Source organism: Chitinivorax sp. PXF-14 (genome assembly GCF_040812015.1).
In the GTDB taxonomy this organism is placed as follows: Bacteria; Pseudomonadota; Gammaproteobacteria; order Burkholderiales; family SCOH01; genus JBFNXJ01.
In genome coordinates this window covers 206731-230522 of the sequence record NZ_JBFNXJ010000002.1, presented here as the reverse complement: position 1 = coordinate 230522, position 23792 = coordinate 206731, and the positions used below count along the sequence as shown (strand labels likewise).

Annotated in this window: 24 protein-coding genes and 1 tRNA gene; 9 read left to right on the top strand and 16 right to left on the bottom strand. The window is 62.7% G+C overall.

Annotated features, from left to right (window positions below):
- Window positions 1–58: 58 nt before the first annotated feature.
- The 3 genes from ABWL39_RS03850 to hppD are packed head-to-tail and all read right to left on the bottom strand — an operon-like array spanning window position 59 to window position 3177.
- Entirely contained in the window at window positions 59–1186 is a 1128-nt protein-coding gene (locus tag ABWL39_RS03850; RefSeq protein ID WP_367787301.1) for a homogentisate 1,2-dioxygenase, read from the bottom strand.
- Window positions 1183–2043, bottom strand: coding sequence for a phenylalanine 4-monooxygenase (phhA, locus tag ABWL39_RS03845; RefSeq protein ID WP_367787299.1), 861 nt, complete (start codon window positions 2041–2043; stop codon window positions 1183–1185). The genes ABWL39_RS03850 and phhA overlap by 4 nt, the downstream gene beginning before the upstream one ends.
- 18 nt (window positions 2044–2061) lie before the next feature.
- Entirely contained in the window at window positions 2062–3177 is a 1116-nt protein-coding gene (gene hppD / locus ABWL39_RS03840) for a 4-hydroxyphenylpyruvate dioxygenase (RefSeq protein WP_367787298.1), read from the bottom strand.
- Window positions 3178–3332: 155 nt separating this feature from the next.
- Here hppD and ABWL39_RS03835 point away from each other — a divergent pair, with 155 nt between their 5' ends.
- Window positions 3333–3821, top strand: coding sequence for an Lrp/AsnC family transcriptional regulator (locus ABWL39_RS03835; RefSeq protein ID WP_367787297.1), 489 nt, complete (start codon window positions 3333–3335; stop codon window positions 3819–3821).
- A 391-nt stretch (window positions 3822–4212) separates the two neighbouring features.
- Here ABWL39_RS03835 and ABWL39_RS03830 read toward each other — a convergent pair.
- Both ABWL39_RS03830 and ABWL39_RS03825 read right to left on the bottom strand, forming a co-directional pair.
- Window positions 4213–4288, bottom strand: a tRNA-Thr gene (locus ABWL39_RS03830).
- A gap of 85 nt (window positions 4289–4373) precedes the next feature.
- Entirely contained in the window at window positions 4374–5528 is a 1155-nt protein-coding gene (locus ABWL39_RS03825; protein ID WP_367787295.1) for a hypothetical protein, read from the bottom strand.
- On the opposite strand from ABWL39_RS03825, the gene ABWL39_RS03820 reads away from it, so the two are divergent.
- On the top strand, window positions 5529–6227 hold the full coding sequence (locus tag ABWL39_RS03820) for a site-specific integrase (RefSeq protein WP_367787293.1): 699 nt from the start codon (window positions 5529–5531) through the stop codon (window positions 6225–6227). It abuts the gene before it with no gap.
- A 19-nt stretch (window positions 6228–6246) separates the two neighbouring features.
- Here the strand turns inward: ABWL39_RS03820 and ABWL39_RS03815 are convergent, their stop codons facing one another.
- Window positions 6247–6462 (bottom strand): AbrB/MazE/SpoVT family DNA-binding domain-containing protein, encoded by a 216-nt coding sequence (locus ABWL39_RS03815; protein WP_367787292.1) that lies wholly within the window; start codon window positions 6460–6462, stop codon window positions 6247–6249.
- Between the two features lie 218 nt (window positions 6463–6680).
- On the opposite strand from ABWL39_RS03815, the gene ABWL39_RS03810 reads away from it, so the two are divergent.
- On the top strand, window positions 6681–7328 hold the full coding sequence (locus ABWL39_RS03810; RefSeq protein ID WP_367787290.1) for a hypothetical protein: 648 nt from the start codon (window positions 6681–6683) through the stop codon (window positions 7326–7328).
- Between the two features lie 227 nt (window positions 7329–7555).
- The gene (locus ABWL39_RS03805) at window positions 7556–8881 is read left to right on the top strand and encodes a hypothetical protein (RefSeq protein WP_367787288.1); all 1326 of its coding nucleotides are present in this window, start codon (window positions 7556–7558) and stop codon (window positions 8879–8881) included.
- Between the two features lie 25 nt (window positions 8882–8906).
- Here ABWL39_RS03805 and ABWL39_RS03800 read toward each other — a convergent pair whose 3' ends face one another.
- The 4 genes from ABWL39_RS03800 to ABWL39_RS03785 all read right to left on the bottom strand — a co-directional run bounded on the left by ABWL39_RS03800 (window position 8907) and on the right by ABWL39_RS03785 (window position 12915).
- Entirely contained in the window at window positions 8907–9596 is a 690-nt protein-coding gene (locus ABWL39_RS03800) for a DUF6499 domain-containing protein (protein WP_367787286.1), read from the bottom strand.
- Window positions 9583–10731, bottom strand: a complete 1149-nt coding sequence (locus ABWL39_RS03795) for a tyrosine-type recombinase/integrase (RefSeq protein ID WP_367787284.1) — start codon at window positions 10729–10731, stop codon at window positions 9583–9585. The genes ABWL39_RS03800 and ABWL39_RS03795 overlap by 14 nt, the downstream gene beginning before the upstream one ends.
- A 311-nt stretch (window positions 10732–11042) precedes the next feature.
- Window positions 11043–12290, bottom strand: coding sequence for a GGDEF domain-containing protein (locus ABWL39_RS03790; RefSeq protein ID WP_367787282.1), 1248 nt, complete (start codon window positions 12288–12290; stop codon window positions 11043–11045).
- Window positions 12291–12303: 13 nt separating this feature from the next.
- Complete coding sequence (locus ABWL39_RS03785; protein ID WP_367787280.1) at window positions 12304–12915, bottom strand: glutathione S-transferase; 612 nt, start codon at window positions 12913–12915, stop codon at window positions 12304–12306.
- A gap of 138 nt (window positions 12916–13053) precedes the next feature.
- On the opposite strand from ABWL39_RS03785, the gene ABWL39_RS03780 reads away from it, so the two are divergent.
- Window positions 13054–14133 carry an AI-2E family transporter gene (locus ABWL39_RS03780; protein ID WP_367787278.1) on the top strand — a complete coding sequence of 360 codons (1080 nt, stop codon included), beginning with the start codon at window positions 13054–13056 and terminating at the stop codon, window positions 14131–14133.
- Window positions 14134–14155: 22 nt separating this feature from the next.
- On the opposite strand, the gene ABWL39_RS03775 is transcribed toward ABWL39_RS03780, so the two are convergent.
- Genes ABWL39_RS03775 through ABWL39_RS03765 form a run of 3 tightly spaced genes read right to left on the bottom strand, consistent with a single transcriptional unit; the run spans window position 14156 to window position 15177 of the window.
- Complete coding sequence (locus ABWL39_RS03775) at window positions 14156–14452, bottom strand: hypothetical protein (protein ID WP_367787276.1); 297 nt, start codon at window positions 14450–14452, stop codon at window positions 14156–14158.
- A gap of 29 nt (window positions 14453–14481) precedes the next feature.
- The gene (locus ABWL39_RS03770) at window positions 14482–14856 is read right to left on the bottom strand and encodes a phage holin family protein (RefSeq protein WP_367787275.1); all 375 of its coding nucleotides are present in this window, start codon (window positions 14854–14856) and stop codon (window positions 14482–14484) included.
- 9 nt (window positions 14857–14865) lie between these two features.
- The gene (locus tag ABWL39_RS03765; RefSeq protein ID WP_367787273.1) at window positions 14866–15177 is read right to left on the bottom strand and encodes a YqjD family protein; all 312 of its coding nucleotides are present in this window, start codon (window positions 15175–15177) and stop codon (window positions 14866–14868) included.
- A 164-nt stretch (window positions 15178–15341) separates the two neighbouring features.
- Between ABWL39_RS03765 and ABWL39_RS03760 the strand changes: the two genes are divergently transcribed.
- The 3 genes from ABWL39_RS03760 (at window position 15342) to ABWL39_RS03750 (ending at window position 18540) form a co-directional block, all read left to right on the top strand.
- The gene (locus tag ABWL39_RS03760; protein WP_367787272.1) at window positions 15342–15722 is read left to right on the top strand and encodes a DUF2946 family protein; all 381 of its coding nucleotides are present in this window, start codon (window positions 15342–15344) and stop codon (window positions 15720–15722) included.
- A gap of 141 nt (window positions 15723–15863) precedes the next feature.
- Window positions 15864–17909, top strand: a complete 2046-nt coding sequence (locus ABWL39_RS03755) for a TonB-dependent receptor family protein (protein ID WP_367787271.1) — start codon at window positions 15864–15866, stop codon at window positions 17907–17909.
- Between the two features lie 148 nt (window positions 17910–18057).
- The gene (locus ABWL39_RS03750; protein WP_367787270.1) at window positions 18058–18540 is read left to right on the top strand and encodes a copper chaperone PCu(A)C; all 483 of its coding nucleotides are present in this window, start codon (window positions 18058–18060) and stop codon (window positions 18538–18540) included.
- Window positions 18541–18588: 48 nt separating this feature from the next.
- Here the strand turns inward: ABWL39_RS03750 and ABWL39_RS03745 are convergent, their stop codons facing one another.
- The 3 genes from ABWL39_RS03745 to ABWL39_RS03735 form a co-directional block, all read right to left on the bottom strand.
- Entirely contained in the window at window positions 18589–18789 is a 201-nt protein-coding gene (locus tag ABWL39_RS03745) for a SlyX family protein (protein WP_367787606.1), read from the bottom strand.
- A gap of 144 nt (window positions 18790–18933) precedes the next feature.
- The gene (ssb, locus tag ABWL39_RS03740) at window positions 18934–19455 is read right to left on the bottom strand and encodes a single-stranded DNA-binding protein (protein ID WP_367787269.1); all 522 of its coding nucleotides are present in this window, start codon (window positions 19453–19455) and stop codon (window positions 18934–18936) included.
- A complete protein-coding gene (locus tag ABWL39_RS03735) occupies window positions 19456–20832 on the bottom strand; it encodes an MFS transporter (RefSeq protein WP_367787267.1) in 1377 nt (458 codons plus the stop codon).
- 132 nt (window positions 20833–20964) lie between these two features.
- Between ABWL39_RS03735 and uvrA the strand changes: the two genes are divergently transcribed.
- On the top strand, window positions 20965–23787 hold the full coding sequence (gene uvrA / locus ABWL39_RS03730) for an excinuclease ABC subunit UvrA (protein WP_367787265.1): 2823 nt from the start codon (window positions 20965–20967) through the stop codon (window positions 23785–23787).
- Window positions 23788–23792: the final 5 nt, after the last annotated feature.

Here is a 23792-nt window from a genome sequence, read left to right as displayed (position 1 = left end):
GTTCTGGTCGGGCCGGGGGCATTGCCCCGTGAGGCCCACGGGCCACTGCGGGCCCTGCCTATGTCTTGGGTTTCCAGGAGTGGACGTAATCCGGCCTCTCGACGGATGCCGCGCCCGTATCGATGTCCAGCGGGTAGCGCGTGTCGATCATCACCGCCACCTCGTCGGTCTCGCTGCGCGCGGCTTTCTGCCCGATCTCGAATGCCTCGGGATGCGGGCCGTGGGTGAAGCCGTTGGGGTGCAGCGTCATCATGCCGGGCTTGATGTTGTCGCGGCTGAAGAAGCTGCCACGGTGATAGAGGATCAGCTCATCGAAATCGTCGTTGCTGTGGTAGAACGGCACTTTGAGCGCGCCGGGGTCGCTCTCGATCGGCCGGGGCACGAAGGTGCAGACGATGAAGTTGCGTGCGACGAAGGTGGTGTGCGCCGATGGTGGCAGATGGTAACGGTGGCTCATCAGCGGGCGGATGTCGCGCCAGTTGATCCGGCAGGCCACGAGGTCGCCATGCCAGCCCACGGCATCGAGCGGATTGAACGGGTAGGTGAGGGTGGACAGCTGGCCGCGCCGCTTCACCAACACGCGCGTCTCGTGTTCCCCCTGCTGGGCGAGGAAGGCGTCGTCGATGGCCGGGGTATCGAGTGCCGTCGGGTCGAAGATCGCGTGCGGCCCCACCAGCCCTTTGTCCGGCAACTGGTAGCTGCTCTGTGTGGCCTCGACCAGCATCAGCTGCGTCGGCTCGGTGGGCTCGATGCGCCACAGCGTGCCGCGTGGCAGCACGATGTAGTCTCCGTCGCGATAGCTCAGGTGGCCCCAGTCGCAAAACAGCTCGCCGGCCCCGACGTGCACGAACAGCAGCTCATCGCCGTCCGCATTGCGCACCAGCTGGTCCATCGCCTGGCTGCATTGCCAGTATCGGATGCGGGTGTCGTTGTTGTGGAACAGCGGGTGGGCATCCCAGGGGGTGCGCCCAGTCTGCGCCAGCTCGTTCAGATCGAATGCATGGGGCTGCAGCGGGCCATCGAACGCGCTCCAGCCGGTTGGCGGATGGGCGTGGTGGAAATGGCAGGCAGGGCCGAAGAAGCCTTCCTTGCCCATTTCCCGCTCGTAGCTGCCGGCGGGCAGATCGCAATGCGCCTGTTTTGAATGGCTGCCTTCCGACTTGGGGAACTGGATCCACTTTCTCATGCGGCCTGCCTTCTCTGGTCTACAGGGTTGACATTGCTGACAAGGGTATCGCCGGGCAGTACGTGGCTCGGGTCGATGGCAGGCAGCGTCTTCAGTTTTTCATAGAGCGGCGTGAAATCGGGCGCAGTCTCTTCGAACAGCTGCTCGTAACTGTCGATGACGAAATATGTATCCTGGTAGCGGTCGATGCGGTACTCGGTCTGCATCACGCGCATCAGATCGAATTTCACGCGATGCGGCCGTGGGCTGTCGATGCAATGGATGATCTCACCGCCCGAGGAGAGAATGCCCGCGCCATAGGTGCGCAGCCCCTTGTCGGTCAGGATCAGGCCGAACTCGACGGTGTACCAGTAAAGCCTGGCGAGGAAGCCAACGGCGTCGAGCCCCATCGCTTTCAGGCCACCCCTGCCATATTCCTGCAAATGGTCGGCAAATACCGGGTTCAGCAGCAGCGGGACGTGGCCAAAGAAATCGTGGAATACGTCGGGCTCGACGATGTAGTCGAACTCGGCCGGCTCGCGCAGCCAGACGGTGACCGGAAAACGCCGGTGGGCCAGGTGGGTGAAGAACACATCGTCAGGCACCAGGCCGGGCACCGCGACGATCTGCCAGCCGGTGGCGCGGGCCAGTATCTCGTTGGCGTCGTCAAAGCGCGGGATGCCGTCGGACGACAGGCGCTGTGCCCCCGCGATGAATTCGTCCACCGCGTAACCGGGCAGCTTGCTTATCTGTCGCTCGAACAGGCGGCGGTACAGCGCATGCTGCTCGGGCGTGTAGCGCTCCCATTGTTGATCGACCGTGTAGTCGGGCCGCATCTGGCTGTAGTCGCCACGTAGCGGGTTTTCCGGCTTGATCATGGCTCGCCTCCGCGCCGCTCAGGCGGCCTTGGTCGATGGGTCGTCGAGCACACCGCGACGAATCTGGTCGAGCTCGATCGAGTCGAACAGGGCCTTGAAATTGCCTTCGCCGAAGCCCTCGTTGCCCTTGCGCTGGATGATCTCGAAGAAGATCGGCCCGATTACGGTTTCGGTAAAGATCTGCAGCAGGTAGCCCTGGCCTTGTGACGGTGCGCCGTCGATCAGGATGCGGTTCTGGCGTAAGCGTTCGACATCTTCACCATGGCCCGCCACGCGCTGGTCGACCATGTCGTAGTAGGTATCCGGGGTGTCGAGGAACTTCACGCCACGCACCTTCAAACCCTCGATCGTGGCGAGGATATCGTTGGTGCCCAAGGCAATGTGCTGGATGCCTTCTCCATTATAGGCATGCAGGAATTCCTCGATCTGGCTCTTGTCGTCCGACGATTCGTTGATCGGGATGCGGATCTTGCCGCAGGGGCTCGTCATTGCCTGCGACTTCAGCCCGGTGAGCTTGCCTTCGATATCGAAGTAGCGCACTTCCTTGAAGTTGAACAATTTCTCGTAAAATGACGACCACACGTGCATGCGGCCACGGTGCACATTGTGGGTCAGGTGATCGATATAGGTGAGGCCGACGCCAGGAACATCGCCACCGGAGTCGTCGAGCGGGATAAAATCCACGTCGTAAATCGACTGGCTGCCATAGCGGTCAACCAGGTAGATCGGGCAGCCGCCGATACCCTTGATCGCCGGGATGCTGAGCTCCATCGGGCCATACTGCTGGTTGTGCGGCTCGGCACCTAAGCTGATGGCGCGGTCGAAGGCCTTTTTCGCATCGGCCACGCGAAACGCCATGGCGCAGGCGGAAGGGCCGTGCACGCGGGCGAAAGATTGCGCGAAGCTCTCCTTTTCCGCATTGACGATGAAATTGATATCGCCCTGGCGGTATAACGTGACGTCTTTCGAGCGGTGGCGGGCGACAGCCTTGAAACCGAGCTGGGTGAACAGCGCGTCGAGCAGTTTGGGGTCGGGGGCCGTGTATTCGACGAACTCGAAGCCGTCGGTGCCGGTCGGGTTATCCCACAGGGATACAGGCGTGGCGTGAGGGCGTGCAAATTGCAACGTGGTCATGATGCGTATCTCCGTCCATCTGGGTGGGTGCCCGCTCAGGCAGGCTTATGCCAGACATCGTACGCTCAAAGCTCGGATATTTGATTTCAAAAGTTGTTGTCTTTGCATTAAAATAAGCAACGTTTGCCTAATAATGCAATACAAAGAGCAATTAAATGTCAAAGCGAATCAGGCTCGACAAAATCGACCGCCGCATCCTTGAAGTCCTCCAACAATACGGACGCATCTCCAACGTAGAACTGGCCAAGCGCGTAGCCTTGTCGCCATCCCCATGCCTGCGCCGCCTGCAGCGGCTCGAAGAGACAGGCGTGATCGACCACTACACCGCCATCCTCAATCCGGAGAAGCTCGGCTTCGGCCTGCTGGCCTTCGTCAACGTATCGCTCGACAAGCGCGCCGAGAGCTCGACCGATACCTTCAAGCAGGCCGTGCGCGATTGGCCCGAAGTGACCGAGTGTTATTCGATGACCGGTGAAATGGATTATTTGTTGCGCGTGATGGTGACCGACCTGCAGCACTTCTCGCGCTTCGTCATGGACAAGGTGCTCAAGCAGCCCGGTGTGCTCGACGTGAAATCGAGTTTCGCGCTCGAAGGCGTGAAGCGCACCACGATCCTGCCGGTGGAGGAATCGCTGGAACCCTGAGCCTCACCGGCCCCTCGATGAGCGGGATGAGTCGGGTAAAAAAGCAAAAAGCCGCATTGAGCGGCTTTTTTAATGCTGTCAGGGCAAGCAAGGGATGGTGCCGATGATAGGAGTCGAACCTACGACCTTCGCATTACGAATCAGCCTCAGTGGGTTGGCAGTGATAATCTGGGACTCGCCCGGATCAATGAAATCAACGACCTCCGGCACCAACTGAAGTTTTCATTATCCCTCAGAATTGCAGGTTTTCATAGCCGCTGTGCCATGAGTGTGCCACGGGGAAGTCGTGCGGATCAATCCGTCAGCCGTTGAGTACGTGGGCGTCGAGACAGACATAGCAGAGCCACAAAAGGAAAGGGGCTCTCTTTTGACGGAGAGCCCCTTCGGGAGTTGGTGCCGATGACCGGGATCGAACTGGTGACCTACGCGTTACGAGTGCGTTGCTCTACCAACTGAGCTACATCGGCGTTGCCTCGAACCTTGTTCGGTGCAGCCTCGCAGTATAGCAAGAGTTCGCTGGAGAGTGGAAGTCCTTTGTGCTGTTGCTTCCCGTCAACGGCGCGGCCAGATCATCTCGCCGACGCGGCAGCAGATGAAGGGGTAGCGGTTCACGGTGAACAAGGTCGCGTCCTCAGCGTCTTGAGTGCCAACGAAGAACAGCCAAGCCTTCTCCGGCTGACCGGTCTTGCCCTTCACCGCATCTTTGGCGATCTCGATTTCCTCCCGCAAGGTGTTGCGCTGCCTGTCGGTCCACTCAGCCCACATCACGCGAACCTTGTAGAACCGTGTAGGGCGCTTCTCACCCTTCGGCCACTCGCCGGCATCCAATGCCCACTCGATGTAGACATCCGTCTCGACTGCGGAGCCCCAACGCAGTGCAGCGCAGAACAATCGCGTCGGAGGTTGTTGCGCTTCGATCCCGAAGAAGCCAAGGCCACGAAACACACCCGCATAGGTCGTGCCGGGACAACCCGGAATTTCAAGCGGCAACTGTGCCCGGTCGTTTGGGAAGTCCATGAAGACGCGGCAAACCGGCCGGATGGTCTTGACCGTGTGACCGTGATACGCCGCGCTGCGCTCACCGTTGGCGCGGGTTCGCGTGCGGCCCGCGCCATCACCAGTGCCGGTCACATCCCCACCAGCCGTAACCGGGCGCTCTTCATCAAAACGAAGTCGATTCGGAAATGGCACGGGGAAGCCCTCGGGCGTACCGACCTTCTCGCTCTTCGCCTTCTTGACTAGCTTTTCCACGCCATCGACACCGCACGGCTGGATGTGCTTGTTGTCCATCGGCGTGAAGTACGGGCGCTTCTTGTTGATGTTCTTCCGGTACGAAGCCGGGAAGACCTGAATGCCGCATCCGGGGCACTCGTAGGCTTCCTTGTCCACGACTTCCAAATCCCAAAGCTGCTCTGCGTCGATGATGTCGCCGGTGCGTTTGTCGCGGGCACTATCCACTAATTCCCTCCCTTCGGTTTCGGCGGGCCGCGGATTGAGCGCGGCCCCAAGCTTGTGTCTGGCGAAGTTACCAGCACGTTGATCCATTTGTGCTAGGCGGTTAGCTTTTGAAAACGCGCCAACTGGCTCGCCAGTTGACGACGGCACCAGCAGCGTTCGCTGCGCATCCCCAACCCCGCCGCTTTCCGGACAACGTAACCATGCTGATTTCGCAGCAAGGAGGGCGGCGCTTTGCCAAGGAGATTTCACGTGGCTCTCAAACTCGTCACCCAAAACGGCTATCCGTCGCCGCTGGATGATCCGCAAGTCAAAAGGGTTTTCTCAGGCATTGGCCGCACGCTGGGATTGGCGCAGCGCACCGTCGCCCCACTGGTGCGGGATGATTTACTGTCGGTGCTAGCCGCTGTTGAACGGCAGAAACCAATGCGAGCAGCCAGAGACGCGGCTTTACTGCTGGTGATGTTCTGCGCAGCTTTGCGGCGCGGCTCTGCTATCAACGTGCGAGTGGAGGACATTACCGAGCATTCACTCGGGATCGACTTGATTCTGAGGCGCAGCAAGATCGATCAGGCGGGCAAGGGCTTGGTTGTCAGCATTCCATATGCCCAAGGATCAAAATGCCCGGTCAAGGCCATCGCGAAGTGGCGCACGCTTTCTGGAATCACCACCGGCTATCTATTCCGCAGTGTCAACAAGCACGATCAGGTTGGAAATGACAAGCTGCACGCCGACTCCGTGTGTCGGATCGTCAAGCATGCCGTCAAACTCGCCGGTCTGGACGAAAGCAAGTACAGCTCTCATTCCGCACGGGCAGGATTCGTGACCTCCGCCGCCTCCGCTCAGATGCCATTGGCTGAGATAGCACAGGTCACCAAACATCGAGGGATGCAGAGCCTGCAACGCTACCTGCGCGTGGTGGATCAGCGCAGGACGAAATCCTTGCTTTGAGGCGACGGAGGCGGCGCGATCACCACTCCGCCGCCTCTGGTTCTGCGGGAACTTCCGGCGTTTGGGCAGAACCTGCCGTGTCAGCCGGAATGCATCTCTTCGGGACGATCTGAATCGTTCCGTCATCCCTCAAACGGATGCGTACCCAATCGCCAGCAGCAAGGCCCGCCGACTCCATCAGTGCAGACGGTATCCGGCAGCCCACCGAGTTGCCCCACTTGGTCAGTTTCTGCATCTTGCACCCCGTGTAAACGATGTATAGCCATGAAATTGTCGGAGTCGCAGGCGCGGCGACACCATGACGCGAACCGGCGTGGCGCAGTGCTGATCGGTGTCAGCGCGGGCACATCGGCTGTAGCGCGGGGGCGCTAAATCCGGTACCGAAAAAAACGGGCAAAGCCAAGAATTCTCCTAACTGAGAGTACGGTGCTTTCAGTCCTATTTGGAGGTTCTATGAAATTTGAAAAACCCCTGGCTATCCCCCCGATCTTTGGTCAATCCCTGTATCCAGACACTGACCTCCCCCCGATCGCCATTCTCAAATATCAAGGCATCAGAGGGGTGGTGCTGAGCCATCTTATGGCGACCGATCCTAATACCGACGTGAGGCCGCTGATGGTGAGGGATCTCAAAGGTAAGGAGTTGACGGACAGAGAGCGTCTTACGCTGGAAAGGGCTCGCTTGGCGGCATTGCAGACGCTGACCGCTGCTTGTGACGACATTCTGAAACAGAATGTGGGCACGTTCATCGTGAGTCGCCAAATTCGGCCGCTGACGAAAGATAGCTTGGTGCGCCGCAAGGCTCGCAAGGACGATTCGGAGGAAAGCGATAACGCATTCGCTTTGTCCAAGGGCTGGCTGACTATCCCGCAGGCGGCGAAACGCTTTCCTTTCACGGAAGGGGCTATCCGTCACATGATTTTTCAGGCTGAAGCCTACGTCAGAGTGAAGAAGCGTCCGTCGAAAGCGAGTTCGACCAAGAAGAAGCCTCACGTCCCCGATGGCTTCCTCGACGTGATTGTGAGGATTCCCAATAAGCGCCGGGTTTTTCTCGATGAAAAGAAGTTCGCCGCATGGATGGCTCAGTCGCAAGGTGTTTAGGCCAGTCCGAAAAAACCACTCATTAATTAACCAGCGAAGCTGCCATGTCGTCATTGATTAATCGCTAGCTCCAGTTTGTAGCCCTAGAGATTGATGATGTGATTGCCAGTTTGGAGCTTATAGACTTGATGGTCTGTATCCCCGTTGTGGGTTGCGTGGCCTTCGCGTCCGCTACGGACATACGGCCAGATGCCCCAGCATGGCAGCTTCGCGCTTGGAGTTCAAAAATGTCTGATCGCGTGATTTTTATTTTGAAGAATGTGACTGCGGCAATTCGCGCCGCGTTCGCAGTGAAAGCTGAAAATTCGGAATCGAGTAAAGGCCCCATCAAGGTGGCCGAGCCTTCGGCTCTCTTTCCGAACGTGTCTTATTCGGTTGAGTGCAAAGGAGATGGCAATCATGGCGAGGCCGTCGATCTTCAGATCGAAGCCGCTGCATCTACTGTTGTCGGCACTAATATCGTCCTGCACAACAACCCGTTCGAGCTGGTCCAAACCACCATCAAGAACATGAATGTGAATCTGAAACGCGCCGGGTTTTGGTCTGGGCAGCGTGAGCCTTTGAATATTGCCGCTGCTGAGATGCAGAATGCCGAGTTCACTTTTCTCTACTACTGCGATTCGCCGGAGGCGGCGCGTGAGCTGTTGAAGACGATTAGCTTTCGCATCCACGCCATTCACGGTGAAAAAGCACAGTCCGTCACCTCTTGCGACCGTGAGACGGTTTACGCCAATCACCTGCCCGAAGGGATGCTGCGCGTCTATATCAAATGGGTGGGGGCCAAGGACACCATTTTGGAGGTGGCTGATGAAGAGGCCCGTTCTTCGCTTGTGAGTGTTGCCCCGTTGCTGGTGCGCATCGAATATGTCTTGAACGGGCGCACTATCAGAAAAGGGATTCCAAGCCCTGATGGCAAGCGGACGTTCAATCGCCTTGTCTCTAGCTGGCAGTTTGACAAAGGCAATACCCCGTCTGGCTGGGAACAGTCTCCGGCAAAGGCTGTATTTGCATTCGTGCGCAAGGCGTTGCGGCTTGATCGTCCGCTTGCCAGTGAAACCGTTGCCCCCGAAAGTCTTGATATTTTGAAGCCGTATACGGAGGTCTTGGCCTGGTACTTTTCGGGGAACGATCCGCACGAACACCCTTATTTTTCGCACCTCGATAAGGTAAACCGCAGCAAACGCTTTTCAGCCTGCAAACAGGACATCTACAAGGCCGGCCAGTTTGACATCACCATTCCGTGGGAGAAGGCCAAAATCCTCGCTGTCGATGGCTTGAGCGAGCATCTCGCCTTCGAGAACCGCTTTCGCATTGCGCACTGGCTCCGACCGCATACATTCACGCCGGAGGGGGTGACAAAAGCCAACGGGAAGTTGTCTGCGCTGTATGCTGGTGAGGAGAGCGATGCCAACGTTGAGGACGGCGCATGGGAAGTATCCCGCCCAGCAGAGGAGATTGATTTGGGCGAGCCGAACCGAAAAGGCCCGCCCAAGCCTGTCTCCACGACGCCGGTTTTTCAGCGAACCAAGCCCGGCTTTCGTGTTCCTCGCTGACGGTACATCGTTCCCTCATTCGGGGCTACGTCTTGCCGGTTTTGCCGCGGTCTTCGATGTAGTCCCGAGACACGAGTTTCAGATAGCCCTTTTCCTCGATCAATGACTTGGCACGCTGCCGTAGATCATTCACCTTTTTCCGTGCGGCATCAGGATCGCCTCGCTCTGAAAACGCATCAGGGTCTAGCACCTTCGCTGCCTCTGTTGGGGTAGCGCCGCCATAGGTCAGCGCGTCATAGACACGCAGCGCCTCGAAGAGGCCCCGGCGATTGACGCGGACATCAGCAGGTTTCAGCCCGAATTCGCGCATGTAGTCCAGCAAGACCTCGCGAGCGGCCCCCAACTGCGCGTCTATCGCTGACTGCCCCGCCGTCGTCACGTTGCTGAGGTCGAACACCAAGGCGACCTCGTGCTGCTTGAGCACCACCCGGTATTCCTTGTCTCCATTCTCGGCAGCTTCGTACTCCCGAAACGCCTCGCTGAGCCAGAGGCAGCCGCTCGGGCTGAAATACCCTTCCTTGTACAGCTTGAACTCTCCCAGCCCCCAACTGCGTGCCATCCGCTGCTTGGCCCCCGCAGAGGCCTCGGCCAGTTCATCGCATTGACGCTGAAACTCCGGGTTTCGGCGCAAGAACTCCCACGCCCAGACGCGGAAGGGCCACGCCTCCGGTGTCTTGGGGTAGGACTCGGGCTTTGTCCAGTCAGGCCGTGCCATCGTCTACCTCCTTCTGCTTCGCGGGTGCAGCACCAAGCCGTGACTGGTGCATCTTTTCCAGCACCTTGGAGATGTGGGCTTTGCTCAGGTGCGCGTATCGCTTCACCATCTGAAGGTCTTTATGGCCCAGCACTTCGGCGATTTCCGGGGCTGTGGCACCCTCCATCGCCAGATAGCTTGCCGTGGTGTGGCGCAGATCGTGGAAGCGGAAATGCTCAATGCCAGCACGTTCCAGCGCCGTTTCCCAAGACTTGCGCATCTGCACCGGACGATCCTTCGTGCGCGTACTCGGGAACAGCAACGCGGCCGAGTTGACCTTGCCGTGGTTGGCCTTCTTGTGTGCGTCGCGCAAGGCCCGAACCGTTTCAAACGCCTTGCCGGCCAGCGGTACACCTCGGGGCTCGCTGTTCTTGGTCTGTTCGAGCAGTACCAGGGCAGTCGTATCGCCCTCAAACAGCACGTTGCGCCACCGCAAGGTCATGATCTCGCTGTAACGCATGCCAGTGCCCACGGCCACCTCCAACACGGTCAGGAGGTACGGGTTCTCAGATCGAGCGGCTTGCGTGCGCAGGCGCTCCAGTTCATCGGCGGACAGATACCGAATACGGTTGTTGCTGACCTTGGGCTTCTTGACCCGCGACATGGGCGACTCTGCCAGCCATTCCCATTCTTTTACCGCCACATTGAACACGTGGGACAGGAGCGCCATGTAGCGGAGTACCGTGGCCGGTGTCCGCTTTTTCTCTTTGCCAGTTGGGGTGACGAACGGTTGGCTAAGCAACTCGTCTCGGCACTTCCCGATGAGGGCTGGCGAAACGTCTTGAAGGTTGTAGCGACCGAGCTTTTCTTTCCACCAAGTGAGCTGCGGCCCTTGGTCACGCACGCGCTTGGGTTTCAAGGGAATCAGAACGTTCGTCCGATATTCCTCGATAAGCTCGCTCATCAGGCGCTTTTGCGCTACCTTTTGCGGCAGGAGTCGGCCGTCGTTGATTTCGGATTCGGCCTTTTTTGCCCAGTTCTCGGCGTCAGTCTTCTTGTCGAAGGTCTGAGTCAAGGGCGGGTGGCCGCTGATACGAATTTGAACGTGGTAAGAAACCTTACCTTTGCTGCTGATGCGTTTTCTGATGCTTGCCATGTCGTGCTCCTCTTACGCCAGCAGCGTGGAGATGGCACATCGGCGCATCGTTTCGAGTGTCCCTGACTGTCGCGGCGGTTTGTTCAGACTGTGCCACCAGTGTGCCAGAAACGAAAAAGCGCGCCAACCGGCGCGCTTAACTTGTTGATTTTGCTTGTGTTTTTCAGTTTGTGAGCGTTGCATTACGAATGCGCTGCTCTACCAACTGAGCTACATCGGCAACACCTGCCAGACACAGCTGACAGAGGCGGCGATTCTAGCAACGAACGGCCGGTTTGTGAACTCCCGGCCGCACCTGTCGCGCCCTTGCTTCAGCCGTCGCTGGCCTTTACCTGATTGCGGCCGGCACCCTTGGCGAGGTAGAGCGCCTGGTCGGCGGCTTCCATCAGTTGCTCGGGGCTGGCCGCCTGGGTGGGGGGCATCGCCGCCATGCCAACGCTCACTGTGACGTGGTGGGCGGCCGACGAGCCGCTATGGGGCAGGCCCATGGCGGCGATGGACAGGCACAGGCGGTCCGCCACCACCATGGCATCGTCGAGGGCGGTCTGGGGCAGGAGTGCGACGAACTCCTCGCCGCCAAAGCGCGCCAGGAAATCGTGCGGGCGGTGCAGGGCGTTCTTCAAGGTGCTGGCGACGCGGACCAGGCAGTCGTCTCCTGCCTGATGGCCGTAGGTGTCGTTATAGGCCTTGAAGTGATCGACATCGACGAACAGCAGCGCCAGTTGCTGCCCGTCGCGCGAGGCCCGGCGCCATTCGATTTCCAGCCGCTCGGAGAAGCTGCGGCGGTTGGCGAGGCCGGTGAGCGGGTCGATGCTGGACAGGCGCGACAGCTCCGCGTTGGCGACTTCGAGCTTGGCATTGGCAAAGGCCAGCTTGAGGTTGCGGATCTGCTCGCGCAGCGCGACCAGGTAGTCGCGCCGCAGGTCGTACTCCATCTGGAAATTGGCGATCAGCGAGATGACGATGGAGACGAACAGCACGGCGCCGTTGTTCAGCTTCACTTCCACCGGCATCTGGCCGATCTGCATCAACGCAAGGCTGTAGACCAGCTGTGTCAGCGCACACACGACCAGGGCGTACCAGAAGCGCAGCCGGACGACGATGTTGCCGAACATGAGGATCAGCACGATGCCCATGTGGTAGTAGGTGGCGTTGCTGTGGTAGCTGAGGCTGAAGATCACCACGATGCTGGCCGTGCTCAGCAGCAGCAGCAGGGACACCAGTGCTTCCCGCAGCGCGGCAAAACGGGGTTGCCCGATCAGCCAGACCACCAGCAGGATGGCCGGGGTGACGACGCCCAGGCGGATCTTCCAGGCGGTAAGATAGACATCGGGCAGCATGTCCCGGTCGGTGAACAGGAACAGGTTGTAGAGCAGCATGGCGACCAGGCCGAGCATCTGGAAGCGCCTGCCGCGTTCGGCACCGGTGTCTTGCTCGAAGCGCTGCTCCAGCGGCGCGGGGAAGCGTAGTTCGCGGCTGTGCTGGTCGAGCAGCCTGTCCACGCTGCCGCTCAGCGACAGCAGTTCGCGAGCGGCGACGTCCTGCTCGGCGGTGTCCATGCCAGGGGGCGAGTCAGGCGTGTGGAGGGGCGCTGGCAAGGAAGGATTCGCGCGTCATCAATCGGTCGTAAAAGGCCGCCAGTGCGGGATGCTGGTTGCGCCAGCCAATCTCGGCGAAGCGGAAGGCGAGGTAGCCCAGTGCGCAGCCGACGGCGATGTCGGCCAGCGTCAGGTGCTGCTCGTGAAACCAGGTGCCACCGCCCAGCTGTCTGGCCAGCGAGGCCAGCGCCAGGTCGATCTTGCCTAGCTGGCGGGCGATCCACTCTGCGTCCTGGCGGTCGGGCGTGCGTTTGCGTTCGAGGAAGACGGCGACGGCGGCGTCGATCAGGCCGTCGGCCAGCGCTTCGATAAGCTTGACCTTGACCGCCTGGGCCCGCTCTGCGGGAATCAGCAAGGGGCTGCGCAGCACGCCGTCGATGTACTCCGCGATGACCGGCGAGTCGACGTAGACGCTGCCATCATCGGCGACCAGCGCCGGCACCTTGCCCAGCGGGTTGTAGTCGGGCACATGGGTGTCGGCATTCCACGGGATGTCCACCACCAGCTCGAAGGGCTGATGGCGTTCGGCGAGCACGATGCGGATCTTGCGGGCGTAGGGGCTGGTGAGCGAGGCAATCAGTTTCATCGTCAATATGCTGGGCCTGGAATGGGCTCAGTATAGCAACGGCCGGCGGCCGCCGCGCAAGGTGCGCGATGCAGCGCTGCCGCAAGCATGGCGCCATGGGTAATAATGGCGCTCATTGCCTATCGAGACGGAGTCCCCGTGATCAACGATCCCCAGCACTATGCCCTGACCCGCGTGGTGTTTTACGCCTTCATCGGCGCGATCTACTTCCTGCTCTACCAGGTGCTGGCGCCGTTCCTGGTGCCACTGGCCTGGGCCGGGGTGCTGGCGGTGACGGTGTTCCCCATCCACCGGCGCCTGCTCGCGCGCATGCCGGCCAGGCGCGCGGCGATACTGACGACCCTGCTGGTGATGCTGCTGCTGATCCTGCCCGCCTTGCTGTTTGCCGGCGAGCTCGGCCGGCAGGCCTTCCAGGGGCTGGCTGTGGTGCAGGCCGCCCTGGGCGGTGGCCAGCCCTTGCCGATACCGGGCTTCATCACGCATGGCTGGGATTGGGCGCAATCGCACCTACCGCTGCCGCCCGTGGCCGAGCTCAAGAGCATGCTCAGCGACGGCCTCAAACGCGTGGCCGGGTTCGTGGCCGGGCAGGCGACCGGGCTCATCGGCAACGCCGCCATGCTGCTGGTCGACCTGATGGTGACGCTGTTCGCGCTATTCTTCTTTCTCAAGGATGCGCCGGTCATCACCGACTACGTGCGGCGGCTGCTGCCGTTCTCGGCGTTGCGCCGCGAGCGGCTGATCCATCAGACGCGCGACCTGGTGTTCGCCAGCGTCACCTCCAGCCTCATCGTCGCGATGGTGCAGGGGGCGATCGGCGGCATCATCTTCCTCATCCTCGGCATTCATGGCGCCTTGTTCTGGGGGCTCTTGATGTGCTTCCTCGCCTTGCTGCCGGCGATCGGCACCGCGCTGGTCTGGCTGCCCACCGCGCTGTGGCTGCTCGGCACCGGCGAGATGGCCTCGGGGATCACGCTGCTGGTGCTCGGTTTCGGGTTGATCGGCTCGGTGGATAATGTGTTGCGGCCCATCCTGCTGTCTGGCCACTCCGAGATGAACGAGTTGCTGACCTTCATCTCGCTGCTCGGCGGCATCGCCGTGTTCGGTTTTCTCGGCGTGGTGCTCGGCCCGGTGCTGATGGCGACGGCGCTGACGCTGCTGCAGGCCTATCTGGAAGACGACGAGCAGGCCGGCGACGAGGGCCGGGCCGGGCCGCTGTGAGGGGCGGGCGCTGCCGCCGGGGTCAGTCTTGGGCTGGCTCGCCGGCTGCGGCGGGGCGAGCCGAACGGAAGTGCTTGCGCAGTACCTGGGCGAGTTTCCAGGCGGTGACGGCGAGCGGCAGCAGCTTGGCCACCTGGGCCAGGCGCCCGCCGGCAAGCAGCGGTGCGGCTAGCGTCAATAGCTGCAGCGGGTTGCGCAGCGCCGTCAGCCAGCGGCCGGCGGCCTGGGTCTGGCCGAGTGGCGCGCGCAGCACGGCGGCCTGGCTCTTGATCTCGAGCCGATAGGCGTCGGCCTGCATCTGCAGCAGCAGTTTGCGCATCTCGCGATGCTGTTGGCGGGTGTGCCGGCTCATTTCAGCAACTGTTCCCTATCCTTGCGCAGCTCGTTGATGGTGGCGGCGAATGGCGGCGGGCTGCCCGCGTAGTGCTGCCGCGCGCGCAGCAGCGCGACCACTGCGATCAGCAGATACAGCGCGGTGACTACCAGGGCGGTAAGCCAGCGGTGAGGCGGTGGGGTCAGCAGCAGAGCGGCCAGCGTCAGCGTGACGAGAAACAGCAGCAGGGCACCGGCGCCGATCACGCCGAGTACGAGCGCCCTGATCAGGCGCTCGCGTTCTTCTTCGAACTCCAGGCTGAACAGCTCCAGATGCGTGCGCATCAGGCCCAGCACGCTGCCGGCAAGGGTGGCCAGCACGCCGGGCGCGGGTTTGGTCGGTTCGCTCATCCTTGCCTGTCAGCGTCGCGATACCAGCAGGCCAAGCAGGAAGCCGACCCCGGCCGCGACGCCGACCGCCTGCCACGGGTGTTCGTGCACATACTCGTCGGTCGCCTTGGCGGCCGCGCGTGCCTTTTCGGCGGCCAGGCGCTCGGCCTCGATCAGCTTGGTCTTGGCGTTGCGCAGGTTGGCCGCGATCTTGATGCGCAAGGCCTCGGCGCCGGCGCTGGTGTCGGCCTCCACCTCCTTGAGCATGGCCTCGGTGTCGGCCAGTACATTGCGCAGATCGCCGATCAGCGCTTCATTGTCGAGGCTGGATTCGCTGGACATGGCTTGCTCTCCTTTCATGTGAAATTGCCCGCAACGGCGTGGCTGGCGGCCTCGTCGCGGCAGAAGGTCTTTGCTTAGTATCGGATAATTTTCGCCATCGTGCCCGGACAAACGGTTCGAGCGTGCTTGCCCGATTGCGCCGCGCTCGACCATAATCGGCGCCCATGAAGACGCCTGCACGACACCGCACCCCGATTGCAGCCTGGCTCGCGCTGCTGTCGCTGCTGTTTTTCGTGCTGGCGCCGACGATCTCGGCAGCCCATGCCGCCGGGCAGCTCGACCTGCAGTCTAGCATCTGCCGTGTCGACAAGGCAGGCAAGCCGGCCCCGCCGGCATCGCATCTGCCGGCCTTGCATGGTGAGCATTGCCCGCTCTGCCACCTGACCGCCGCGCCGCCACTGCCCGCTCAGCCGCCGGCCATGCCCGTGCTGGGCGGTACGGCGCCGCTGCTGCCGCCTGCCGCTGCCCCACTGGCCGGCTTCAGCTTCGCCAGCCACGCGCCGCCTACCGGCCCGCCTGCCGCCTCGCCATCCCTGCGCGTTTAGCATCGGCCCGCGGCGACACGGCTTGTCTTTCCATCCTTGTCCCGGCTGGTCGCGTTAAGCGCGCCCACGCCACCCATCTCATGATCGGCGCCGCCCGCAGCCATGCCTGCGGTGCGGTGGCCTGGACAAGGTTTACACGCGATGCATCGTTCTTCCGTTTTTCGTCTTACCCCTATCCATCACGCCCTGCTGTTTGCCGGCCTATGCAGCGCGACCGCCTTTGCCGCCGAGCCCACGCTCGATACCATCATCGTCACTGGTACAGCGATCCGCCATGCGCTGTCGCAGCCGGGCATCGAGTCGGCGCGCGAGGAAGCCGCAAGCGTGGCCGGCGGCGCCAACGTGGTCGACGCGGAGTCCTTCCGCTCGGGCCGCGTGGCGACGCTGAAGGACACGCTCGAATTCTCGCCCGGCGTGCTGGTGCAGCCGCGCTTCGGCGCAGAGGAGGCGCGGCTGTCGATCCGTGGCTCCGGCCTGCAGCGCACTTTTCATGGCCGTGGCATCAAGCTGATGCAGGATGGCGTGCCGCTCAACCTGGCCGACGGCAGCTTCGATTTCCAGGCGCTGGAGCCGCTGGCCACGCGCTATGTCACCGTCTACCGCGGCGCCAATGCCTTGCAGTATGGCGCGACAACGCTCGGTGGTGCGATCAACTACGTGTCGCCGAGCGGTGTCGATGCCGCCAGCGGCGTGCGCGCCGAGGCCGGTGCCTTTGGCTACCGCCGCGAGCAGCTGCAGGGCGCCATCCAGAGCCGGGGCCTCGATGGCTTTGTTTCGCTGGCCGGCTTCCGCCAGGATGGCTACCGAACCCATGCTGTGCAGGATGCACGGCGCCTGATCGCCAATGCGGGCTGGCGCGTCGCCCCAGCGGTGGAAACGCGTTTCTACATCGCCGACGTGCACAGCAACTCCGAGCTGCCGGGCAACCTGACGCGCGCCCAGCTCGTGGACAATCCGCGCCAGGCGGCTGCCGGCAACCTAGCGCTGAACCAGAAGCGCGACATCGACCTGAGCCGCGTGGCGAACCGGACCGTTATCGTCAGCGATGCCGGGCGCTTCACCGTGTCGGCCTATTTTAGCGGCAAGACGCTGTTCCACCCGATCTTCCAGGTACTGGACCAGCGCAATCGCGACGCCGGCGCCGAATTGCGTTGGGAGACCGAGGGCCACTACGGCGGCCTGTCGCAGCGCCTCGTGCTGGGCATGCTCTACTCGCGCGGCAGCACGCATGAAGACCGCTGGGCCAATATCGCCGGCCAGCGCGGTGCCCGCACCGGCCTCAACGACCAGCTGGCGCGCAATACGGAGCTATACGCCGAACAGCAGCTGGCCCTCGATGAACGCCTGTGGCTGTCGCTCGGCGTGCAGTCGGCCCGTGCCGAACGGCGTTTCGACGACCATTTCCTGAGCGATGGCGACCAGAGCTTCGACGCCAGCTACCGCGGCGCCAGCCCCAAGCTGGGCCTGCGCTATGCGCTGACACCGGCCATCGAGCTGTTTGGCAATCTCAGCCGCAGTGACGAGCCGCCGTCGTTCGGTGAGCTGGCTGGCAGCGTGAATGTGAGCCAGAACGCCGCACAGCGCGCGACGACGCTGGAAATCGGCAGCCGCGGCCGCTGGGGTGAACACGCGGGCTGGGACATATCGCTGTATTCGGCGCGGCTGAAGGACGAGCTGCTGAGCCTCAACACGCCGGCCGGCCAGCCGCTGGGCACGATCAACGCGCCGCGGACGCTGCATCGCGGTGTCGAGCTCGGTGCCGAATGGTCGCGTGGGCCGGTCACGCTGCGCGAAGCCTGGCAGTTCAATGATTTCCGCTTCGAAGCCAACGCCAGCTACGGCGACAACCGGCTGCCCGGCGTGCCGCGCCAGTTCTCCAAGACGGAGCTGGGCCTGGACCTGGGAAGCGGCCTGTACGCCGGCATCAACGCCGACTGGTCGCCCCAGCGCTACGCGGTGGACATGGCCGGCACGCTGTTCGCCGATCCGTATGCGATCTGGGGGCTGAAGCTCGGGCAGCATGTCGGCAAGCGCTGGCAGTGGTTCGTCGATGCCCGCAACCTGTCGGACAAACGTTACGCGGCGGCAACAGGCGTCATCGCCGACGCCAGGGGCACCGACAGTGCCCAGTTCCTGCCGGGCGATGGGCGTGCCGTCTACGCCGGGCTCGAATGGATGTGGCGCTAGTGTCCGTGGCCCCCGCTGCCGTCCACGATGCGCGTGGCGGCAGCACTCCGGTCTGCCGTCTTGGGGGCTTGTTTGGCCGGCCTGCGCGGCCGGATGATCGCATTTACCCAGCGGGGCCGGCATGGCCCTGCAACATGAAAGGAAAGCAATGATGAAATCCCGTCTGCTGTCGTCCCTGCTAATGGCGTCCTGCCTTGCATTGGGCTCGCTTGCCCAGGCCCATCAATACAAGGCCGGCGACCTTGGCATCGATCACCCGTGGGCTCGTGCCACCGTGCCGGGCGCCACGACGGGCGCGGTGTACCTGCAGGTGCGCAACACCGGCAAGAACGCCGACACCCTGTTGTCGGCCAGTGGGCCCGAGCTGGCCGACAAGGTCGAAGTGCATTCGCATGTGATCGACAACGGCGTGGCGAAGATGAGGCCGGTGCCGCAGGTGAGCCTGCCGGCCGGCGAGGCGGTGACGTTCAAGCCGGGCGGCCTGCACATCATGCTGATGGGGCTCAAGGCGCCGTTACAGCAAGGGCAGAAGCTGCCCCTCACGCTCAAGTTCGAACGGGCGGGCGAGGTGAAGGTCGAGGTCAAGGTCGAGCCGCTCGATGTCGATGCCGAGGCCATGCACAAGCACTGAGGCGATTTGCAGTGGGGGCGTCCCGACCGCCCCAGCGACTCGCGCGCCTCAATAATGGGGCGGGATTTCCTGCTGCGGCGTGCCGCTGGTAATGCCGCTATTGGCCTTGATCTGCTGGTACAGCAGGCGCAACTGGCCTTGCAGCAGGTCGAGCTGCTGCTGCTGGCGGATCACGGTCTCGTTGAGGGCTTCCAGCAGTTCTTCCTGGAAACTGATCTTGATTTCGAGTTCGGTGAGGCGGTCTTCCATCATGTCTCCTTGGTTCTTGCCGGCAACGGCGTAGCGTGGGGCCTATCACCGGGTCGCGGGCGGCGCCAGCCGGTGGCGCAAAGCAAAATGGCCGGGCAGCGTGAGTTGCCCGGCCATTTTATCGTGCGCTCAGGGCGACGCCGTTTAGAACGGGATGTCGTCCTCGAAATCGTCGAAGCTGGCTGGCTTCTGCGGCGCTGCCGGCTTGGGGGCCGGTGCCGAGCGCTGCTGCTGGCCGCCACGGCTGCCCTGCGAGGATGACGAGCCGCCGCCCATCTGGTCGTAGCCGCCATCATCGTAGCCACCGCCCTGGCCGCCACCGCCACCCGAGCCGCCACGGCCACCGAGCATCTGCATGCGGTCGGCGACGATTTCGGTGGTGTACTGATCCTGGCCTTCCTTGTTCTGCCACTTGCGCGTCTGCAGGCGGCCCTCGATGTAGACCGAGCTACCCTTCTTCAGGTATTCGCCGACGATCTCCGCCTGGCGGCCGAAGAACACCACGCGGTGCCATTCGGTTTTTTCCTGCTTGTCGCCGTTCTTGTCTTTCCAGCTGTCGGTGGTGGCCAGCGCGACGTTGGCCATTGCGTCGCCGGAGGGCATGTAGCGCACTTCCGGGTCGCGGCCGAGGTTGCCGATGAGCATGACCTTGTTCAACGATGCCATCTAGTTTGTCTCCTGAATCAATTTCAATACGCCCGCTTCGTCCCAGTCCTGCTGCAGGACCTTGAGGTAGGCGACGCGCTCCTGCGCGATCACCACGGCCTCTTTTACGCCGCGGAGCGCGCCAAGTCGTTTCGATAGTTCCTGCGGGTCACCTTGCCAGTCGTCGCCGATGTGGAACATCTGCGTCTTGACCGGCAGCGGCGCTTGCATCGAGCTCGCGATCACGAGCCAGCCCAGCATCAGCGTGCTGCACATGCCGAATACGGCCGGCGTGCCGTAATGCTTGTAGAGCCAGCCGCCGAGCGCGCCGCCGAGAAAGGTGCCGAAGGATTGGGTGGCATTATACACGCCGATGGCGGTGCCCTTCGCCTGCGCCGGCGCGATCTTGGAAATCAGCGAGGGCAGGGTGGCTTCGAGTATGTTGAAGGCGAGGAAATACAAGGCCAGCAGCGCGACGATGTTCCAGAACGAATCGAGCGCCAGCGCCATGCCGGCCTGCGCCGCGAGCATGATGCCGATCGCGGCGACGAATACCTGCTTGAGCCTGGCCTTCTTCTCGCCGTAGATGATCGCCGGGATCATGAAGATGAAGGCGCCGGCCATGATCGGCAGGTAGACCTTCCAGTGCTGGCTGGCGTCGAGGCCGCCGGTATTCTTGAGCACCAGCGGCATGACGGTGAACATCGCCATCTGCGCCGCGTGCAGGGCGAAGATGCCGTAGTTGAGGCGCAGCAGTTGTGGCTCGCGCAGCACCGCCTTGAGCGTGGCGGGGTTGGCCTCGGCGTCGGAGTGGAAGCTCAGGCGCGTCGGCGTCGGCACGATCTTCCACACGCCGATCAGCGCCGCCATCGACAGCACGCCGATCAGCACGAAGATGCCGGGCATGCCGAGGTAGTGGTACATCGCCGGCCCAGCCGCGAGCGAGGCTGCGAAGGTGAGGCCGATCGACATGCCGATCATGGCCATGGCCTGGGTGCGGTGTTCCTCGCGTGTGAGGTCGGCCAGCAAGGCGGTGATTGCGGCCGAGATGGCGCCGGCGCCCTGCACGGCGCGGCCGGCGATCATCACGTAGATGTTGTCGGCCGAGGCGCAGATCAGGCTGCCGATGGCCATCAGCACCAGGCCAAGGTAGATCACCTTCTTGCGCCCGATGCGGTCCGACAGCATGCCGAACGGCAGTTGCAGGATGGCCTGGGTCAGGCCATAGGCGCCCAGCGCGATGCCGACCAGCGCATGGTTGTCGCCGCCCTTGAGCTGGGGGGCGTAGAGCGCAAAGATTGGCAGGATCAGGAACATGCCGAACATGCGCAGGCTGTAGATGCCGGCAAGGCTCGCGCTGGCTCTCAGCTCGAACGCGGATAGCGGGGAAGACTTCATAGGGCGGGCTGCGTACTGAATGGAATGGGCAAACGAAGTCCGGTATATTAGCAGATTGGCCTGCTTCAAACCGGCTCACTGGCCTGGTTAACGCAGGCGGCCCCCATCGAGTTGACCGGCTCCCGCTCCGCAATGAACGACCTCATCCGCATCCGTGGTGCACGCACCCACAATCTGAAGAACATCAATCTCGACCTGCCGCGACTGAAACTGATCGTGGTCACCGGCCTGTCGGGGTCCGGCAAGTCCTCGCTGGCCTTCGACACGCTCTACGCCGAGGGCCAGCGCCGCTATGTCGAGTCGCTGTCGGCCTATGCGCGGCAGTTCCTGCAGCTGATGGAGAAGCCCGATGTCGACCTGATCGAGGGCCTGAGCCCGGCGATCTCGATCGAGCAGAAGGCCACGAGCCACAACCCGCGCTCGACCGTCGGCACCGTCACCGAGATCCACGACTACCTGCGCCTGTTGTTCGCGCGCGTCGGCACGCCTTACTGCCCCGACCACGAGCAGCCGCTGGAGTCGCAGACGGTGAGCCAGATGGTCGACCACGCGCTGGCGCTGCCGGAAGAGACCAAGCTGATGATCCTGTCGCCGCTGGTGATCGGCCGCAAGGGCGAGAATCTCGACCTGTTCGACGAGCTGCGCGCCCAGGGCTTCGTGCGGCTGCGGGTCGACGGCGAGGTGTACGACATCGACCAGGTGCCCAAGCTCGACAAGAACAAGAAACACACGATCGAAGCGGTGGTCGACCGGCTCAAGGTCCGCCCCGACATGAAGCAGCGCCTCGCCGAATCGTTCGAGACCGCGCTGCGCCATGCCGATGGCCGCGCGATTGCGGTCGAGATGGATGGCGGCCGCGAGCACTGGTTCTCGGCCAAGTTCGCCTGCCCGGTATGCAGCTACAGCCTGCCGGAGCTGGAGCCACGGCTGTTCTCGTTCAACAACCCGATGGGCGCCTGCCCCAAGTGCGACGGGCTCGGCAATATGAGCTTCTTCGACCCCAAGCGCGTGGCCGAATTTCCGCACCTGAGCCTAGCCGCGGGCGCCATCAAGGGCTGGGACAAGCGCAACCAGTTCTATTTCCAGATGCTGACGAGCCTCGCCAAGCATTATGAATTCGATATCGACACGCCGTTCGAGGAGCTGCCCGCCGAGGTGCAGAAAGTGGTGCTCTACGGCTCGGGCAAGGAAGAGATCCCGTTCATCTACATGAACGAGCGCGGCAGCAAGTTCGAGCGCGTGCACAGCTTCGAGGGCATCATTCCCAACCTTGAGCGCCGCTATCGCGAGACCGACTCGGTCGCGGTGCGCGAGGAGCTGTCCAAATACCAGAACGCGCAAGCCTGCCCGAGCTGCGGCGGCTCGCGCCTGCGCAAGGAAGCGCGCTATGTGCGCGTCGGCGGCAAGAACCTGCACGAGCTGAACCAGATGGCGCTGCGCAATTCGCGCAAATTCTTTGAAGACACGCAGTTCGAAGGCGCCAAGGCCGCCGTCGCCGAGAAGATCGTCAAGGAGATCGCCGATCGGCTGCAGTTCCTCGTCAATGTCGGCCTCGACTACCTGTCGCTCGACCGCTCGGCCGATACGCTGTCGGGCGGCGAGGCGCAGCGCATCCGGCTGGCAAGCCAGATCGGCTCCGGCCTGACCGGCGTGATGTACGTGCTCGACGAGCCGTCGATCGGCCTGCACCAGCGCGACAACGACCGCCTGCTGGCGACACTGCAGCACCTGAAGAACCTCAGCAACACGGTGATCGTCGTCGAGCACGACGAGGACGCGATCCGCGCCGCCGATTTCGTGGTCGACATGGGGCCGGGCGCCGGCGAACACGGCGGCGAGATCATCGCCATCGGCACGCCCGAGGAGATCATGGCCAACCCCGCGTCGAGCACCGGCCAGTTCCTCTCCGGCAAGCGCAAGATCCACGTGCCGGAAACCCGCCGTGCACCCGATCCGGCGCGCATGCTGCGCGTGCTCAACGCCACTGGCAACAACCTGAAGAAGACCACGCTGGAGATCCCGGCCGGCCTCCTGGTGTGCATCACCGGCGTATCGGGCTCGGGCAAGTCCACGCTGATCAATGACACGCTGTACGCCGCAGTGGCGCGCCATCTCTATGGCTCGAACCTGGAGCCTGCGCCGCACGACGCGATCGAAGGGCTGGAGCTGTTCGACAAGGTGATCAACGTCGACCAGTCGCCGATCGGCCGCACGCCGCGCTCCAACCCGGCCACCTACACCGGCCTGTTCACGCCTATCCGCGAGCTGTTCGCCGGCGTGCCGGCCGCGCGCGAACGCGGCTACGGCCCGGGCCGCTTCAGCTTCAACGTCAAGGGCGGCCGCTGCGAGGCCTGCCAGGGCGACGGCGTGATCAAGGTCGAGATGCACTTCTTGCCCGATGTCTACGTGCCGTGCGACGTCTGCCACGGCAAGCGCTACAACCGCGAGACGCTCGAGGTGCAGTACAAGGGCAAGAGCATCCACGAGGTGCTGGAAATGACGGTGGAGCAGGCGCACGAATTCTTCAGCGCCGTGCCGACCGTCGCACGCAAGCTGCAGACCTTGCTTGACGTGGGCCTGGGCTATATCCGGCTGGGCCAGAGCGCGACCACGCTGTCCGGCGGCGAGGCACAACGCGTCAAGCTCGCGCTGGAGCTATCGAAGCGCGATACCGGGCGCACGCTCTACATCCTCGACGAGCCGACCACCGGCCTGCACTTCCACGACATCGACCTGTTGCTCAAGGTGCTGCAACGCCTGACCGAGCACGGCAACAGCGTCGTCGTCATCGAGCACAACCTCGACGTGATCAAGACTGCGGACTGGATCGTCGACCTTGGCCCCGAAGGCGGCGAGGGCGGCGGCAAGATCATCGCCAGCGGCACGCCGGAGCAGGTCGCGCAGAACCCGCACAGCTATACCGGCCACTACCTCGCCAAGGTGCTGCAGGCCTAGGTGCT

What these genes read in the sequence shown, in the direction of transcription:
- ABWL39_RS03815 (WP_367787292.1), bottom strand. Translation starts at nt 6,462, where the DNA reads ATGCAGAAACTGACCAAGTGGGGCAACTCGGTGGGCTGCCGGATACCG.
- ABWL39_RS03755 (WP_367787271.1), top strand. Translation starts at nt 15,864, where the DNA reads ATGCATCGTTCTTCCGTTTTTCGTCTTACCCCTATCCATCACGCCCTG.
- ABWL39_RS03805 (WP_367787288.1), top strand. Translation starts at nt 7,556, where the DNA reads ATGTCTGATCGCGTGATTTTTATTTTGAAGAATGTGACTGCGGCAATT.
- uvrA (WP_367787265.1), top strand. Translation starts at nt 20,965, where the DNA reads ATGAACGACCTCATCCGCATCCGTGGTGCACGCACCCACAATCTGAAG.
- ABWL39_RS03835 (WP_367787297.1), top strand. Translation starts at nt 3,333, where the DNA reads ATGTCAAAGCGAATCAGGCTCGACAAAATCGACCGCCGCATCCTTGAA.
- hppD (WP_367787298.1), bottom strand. Translation starts at nt 3,177, where the DNA reads ATGACCACGTTGCAATTTGCACGCCCTCACGCCACGCCTGTATCCCTG.
- ABWL39_RS03765 (WP_367787273.1), bottom strand. Translation starts at nt 15,177, where the DNA reads ATGTCCAGCGAATCCAGCCTCGACAATGAAGCGCTGATCGGCGATCTG.
- ABWL39_RS03745 (WP_367787606.1), bottom strand. Translation starts at nt 18,789, where the DNA reads ATGGAAGACCGCCTCACCGAACTCGAAATCAAGATCAGTTTCCAGGAA.
- ABWL39_RS03790 (WP_367787282.1), bottom strand. Translation starts at nt 12,290, where the DNA reads ATGGACACCGCCGAGCAGGACGTCGCCGCTCGCGAACTGCTGTCGCTG.
- ABWL39_RS03785 (WP_367787280.1), bottom strand. Translation starts at nt 12,915, where the DNA reads ATGAAACTGATTGCCTCGCTCACCAGCCCCTACGCCCGCAAGATCCGC.
- ABWL39_RS03770 (WP_367787275.1), bottom strand. Translation starts at nt 14,856, where the DNA reads ATGAGCGAACCGACCAAACCCGCGCCCGGCGTGCTGGCCACCCTTGCC.
- ABWL39_RS03850 (WP_367787301.1), bottom strand. Translation starts at nt 1,186, where the DNA reads ATGAGAAAGTGGATCCAGTTCCCCAAGTCGGAAGGCAGCCATTCAAAA.
- ABWL39_RS03795 (WP_367787284.1), bottom strand. Translation starts at nt 10,731, where the DNA reads ATGGCAAGCATCAGAAAACGCATCAGCAGCAAAGGTAAGGTTTCTTAC.
- ABWL39_RS03810 (WP_367787290.1), top strand. Translation starts at nt 6,681, where the DNA reads ATGAAATTTGAAAAACCCCTGGCTATCCCCCCGATCTTTGGTCAATCC.
- ABWL39_RS03760 (WP_367787272.1), top strand. Translation starts at nt 15,342, where the DNA reads ATGAAGACGCCTGCACGACACCGCACCCCGATTGCAGCCTGGCTCGCG.
- ssb (WP_367787269.1), bottom strand. Translation starts at nt 19,455, where the DNA reads ATGGCATCGTTGAACAAGGTCATGCTCATCGGCAACCTCGGCCGCGAC.
- ABWL39_RS03735 (WP_367787267.1), bottom strand. Translation starts at nt 20,832, where the DNA reads ATGAAGTCTTCCCCGCTATCCGCGTTCGAGCTGAGAGCCAGCGCGAGC.
- ABWL39_RS03800 (WP_367787286.1), bottom strand. Translation starts at nt 9,596, where the DNA reads ATGGCACGGCCTGACTGGACAAAGCCCGAGTCCTACCCCAAGACACCG.
- ABWL39_RS03775 (WP_367787276.1), bottom strand. Translation starts at nt 14,452, where the DNA reads ATGCGCAAACTGCTGCTGCAGATGCAGGCCGACGCCTATCGGCTCGAG.
- ABWL39_RS03750 (WP_367787270.1), top strand. Translation starts at nt 18,058, where the DNA reads ATGATGAAATCCCGTCTGCTGTCGTCCCTGCTAATGGCGTCCTGCCTT.
- phhA (WP_367787299.1), bottom strand. Translation starts at nt 2,043, where the DNA reads ATGATCAAGCCGGAAAACCCGCTACGTGGCGACTACAGCCAGATGCGG.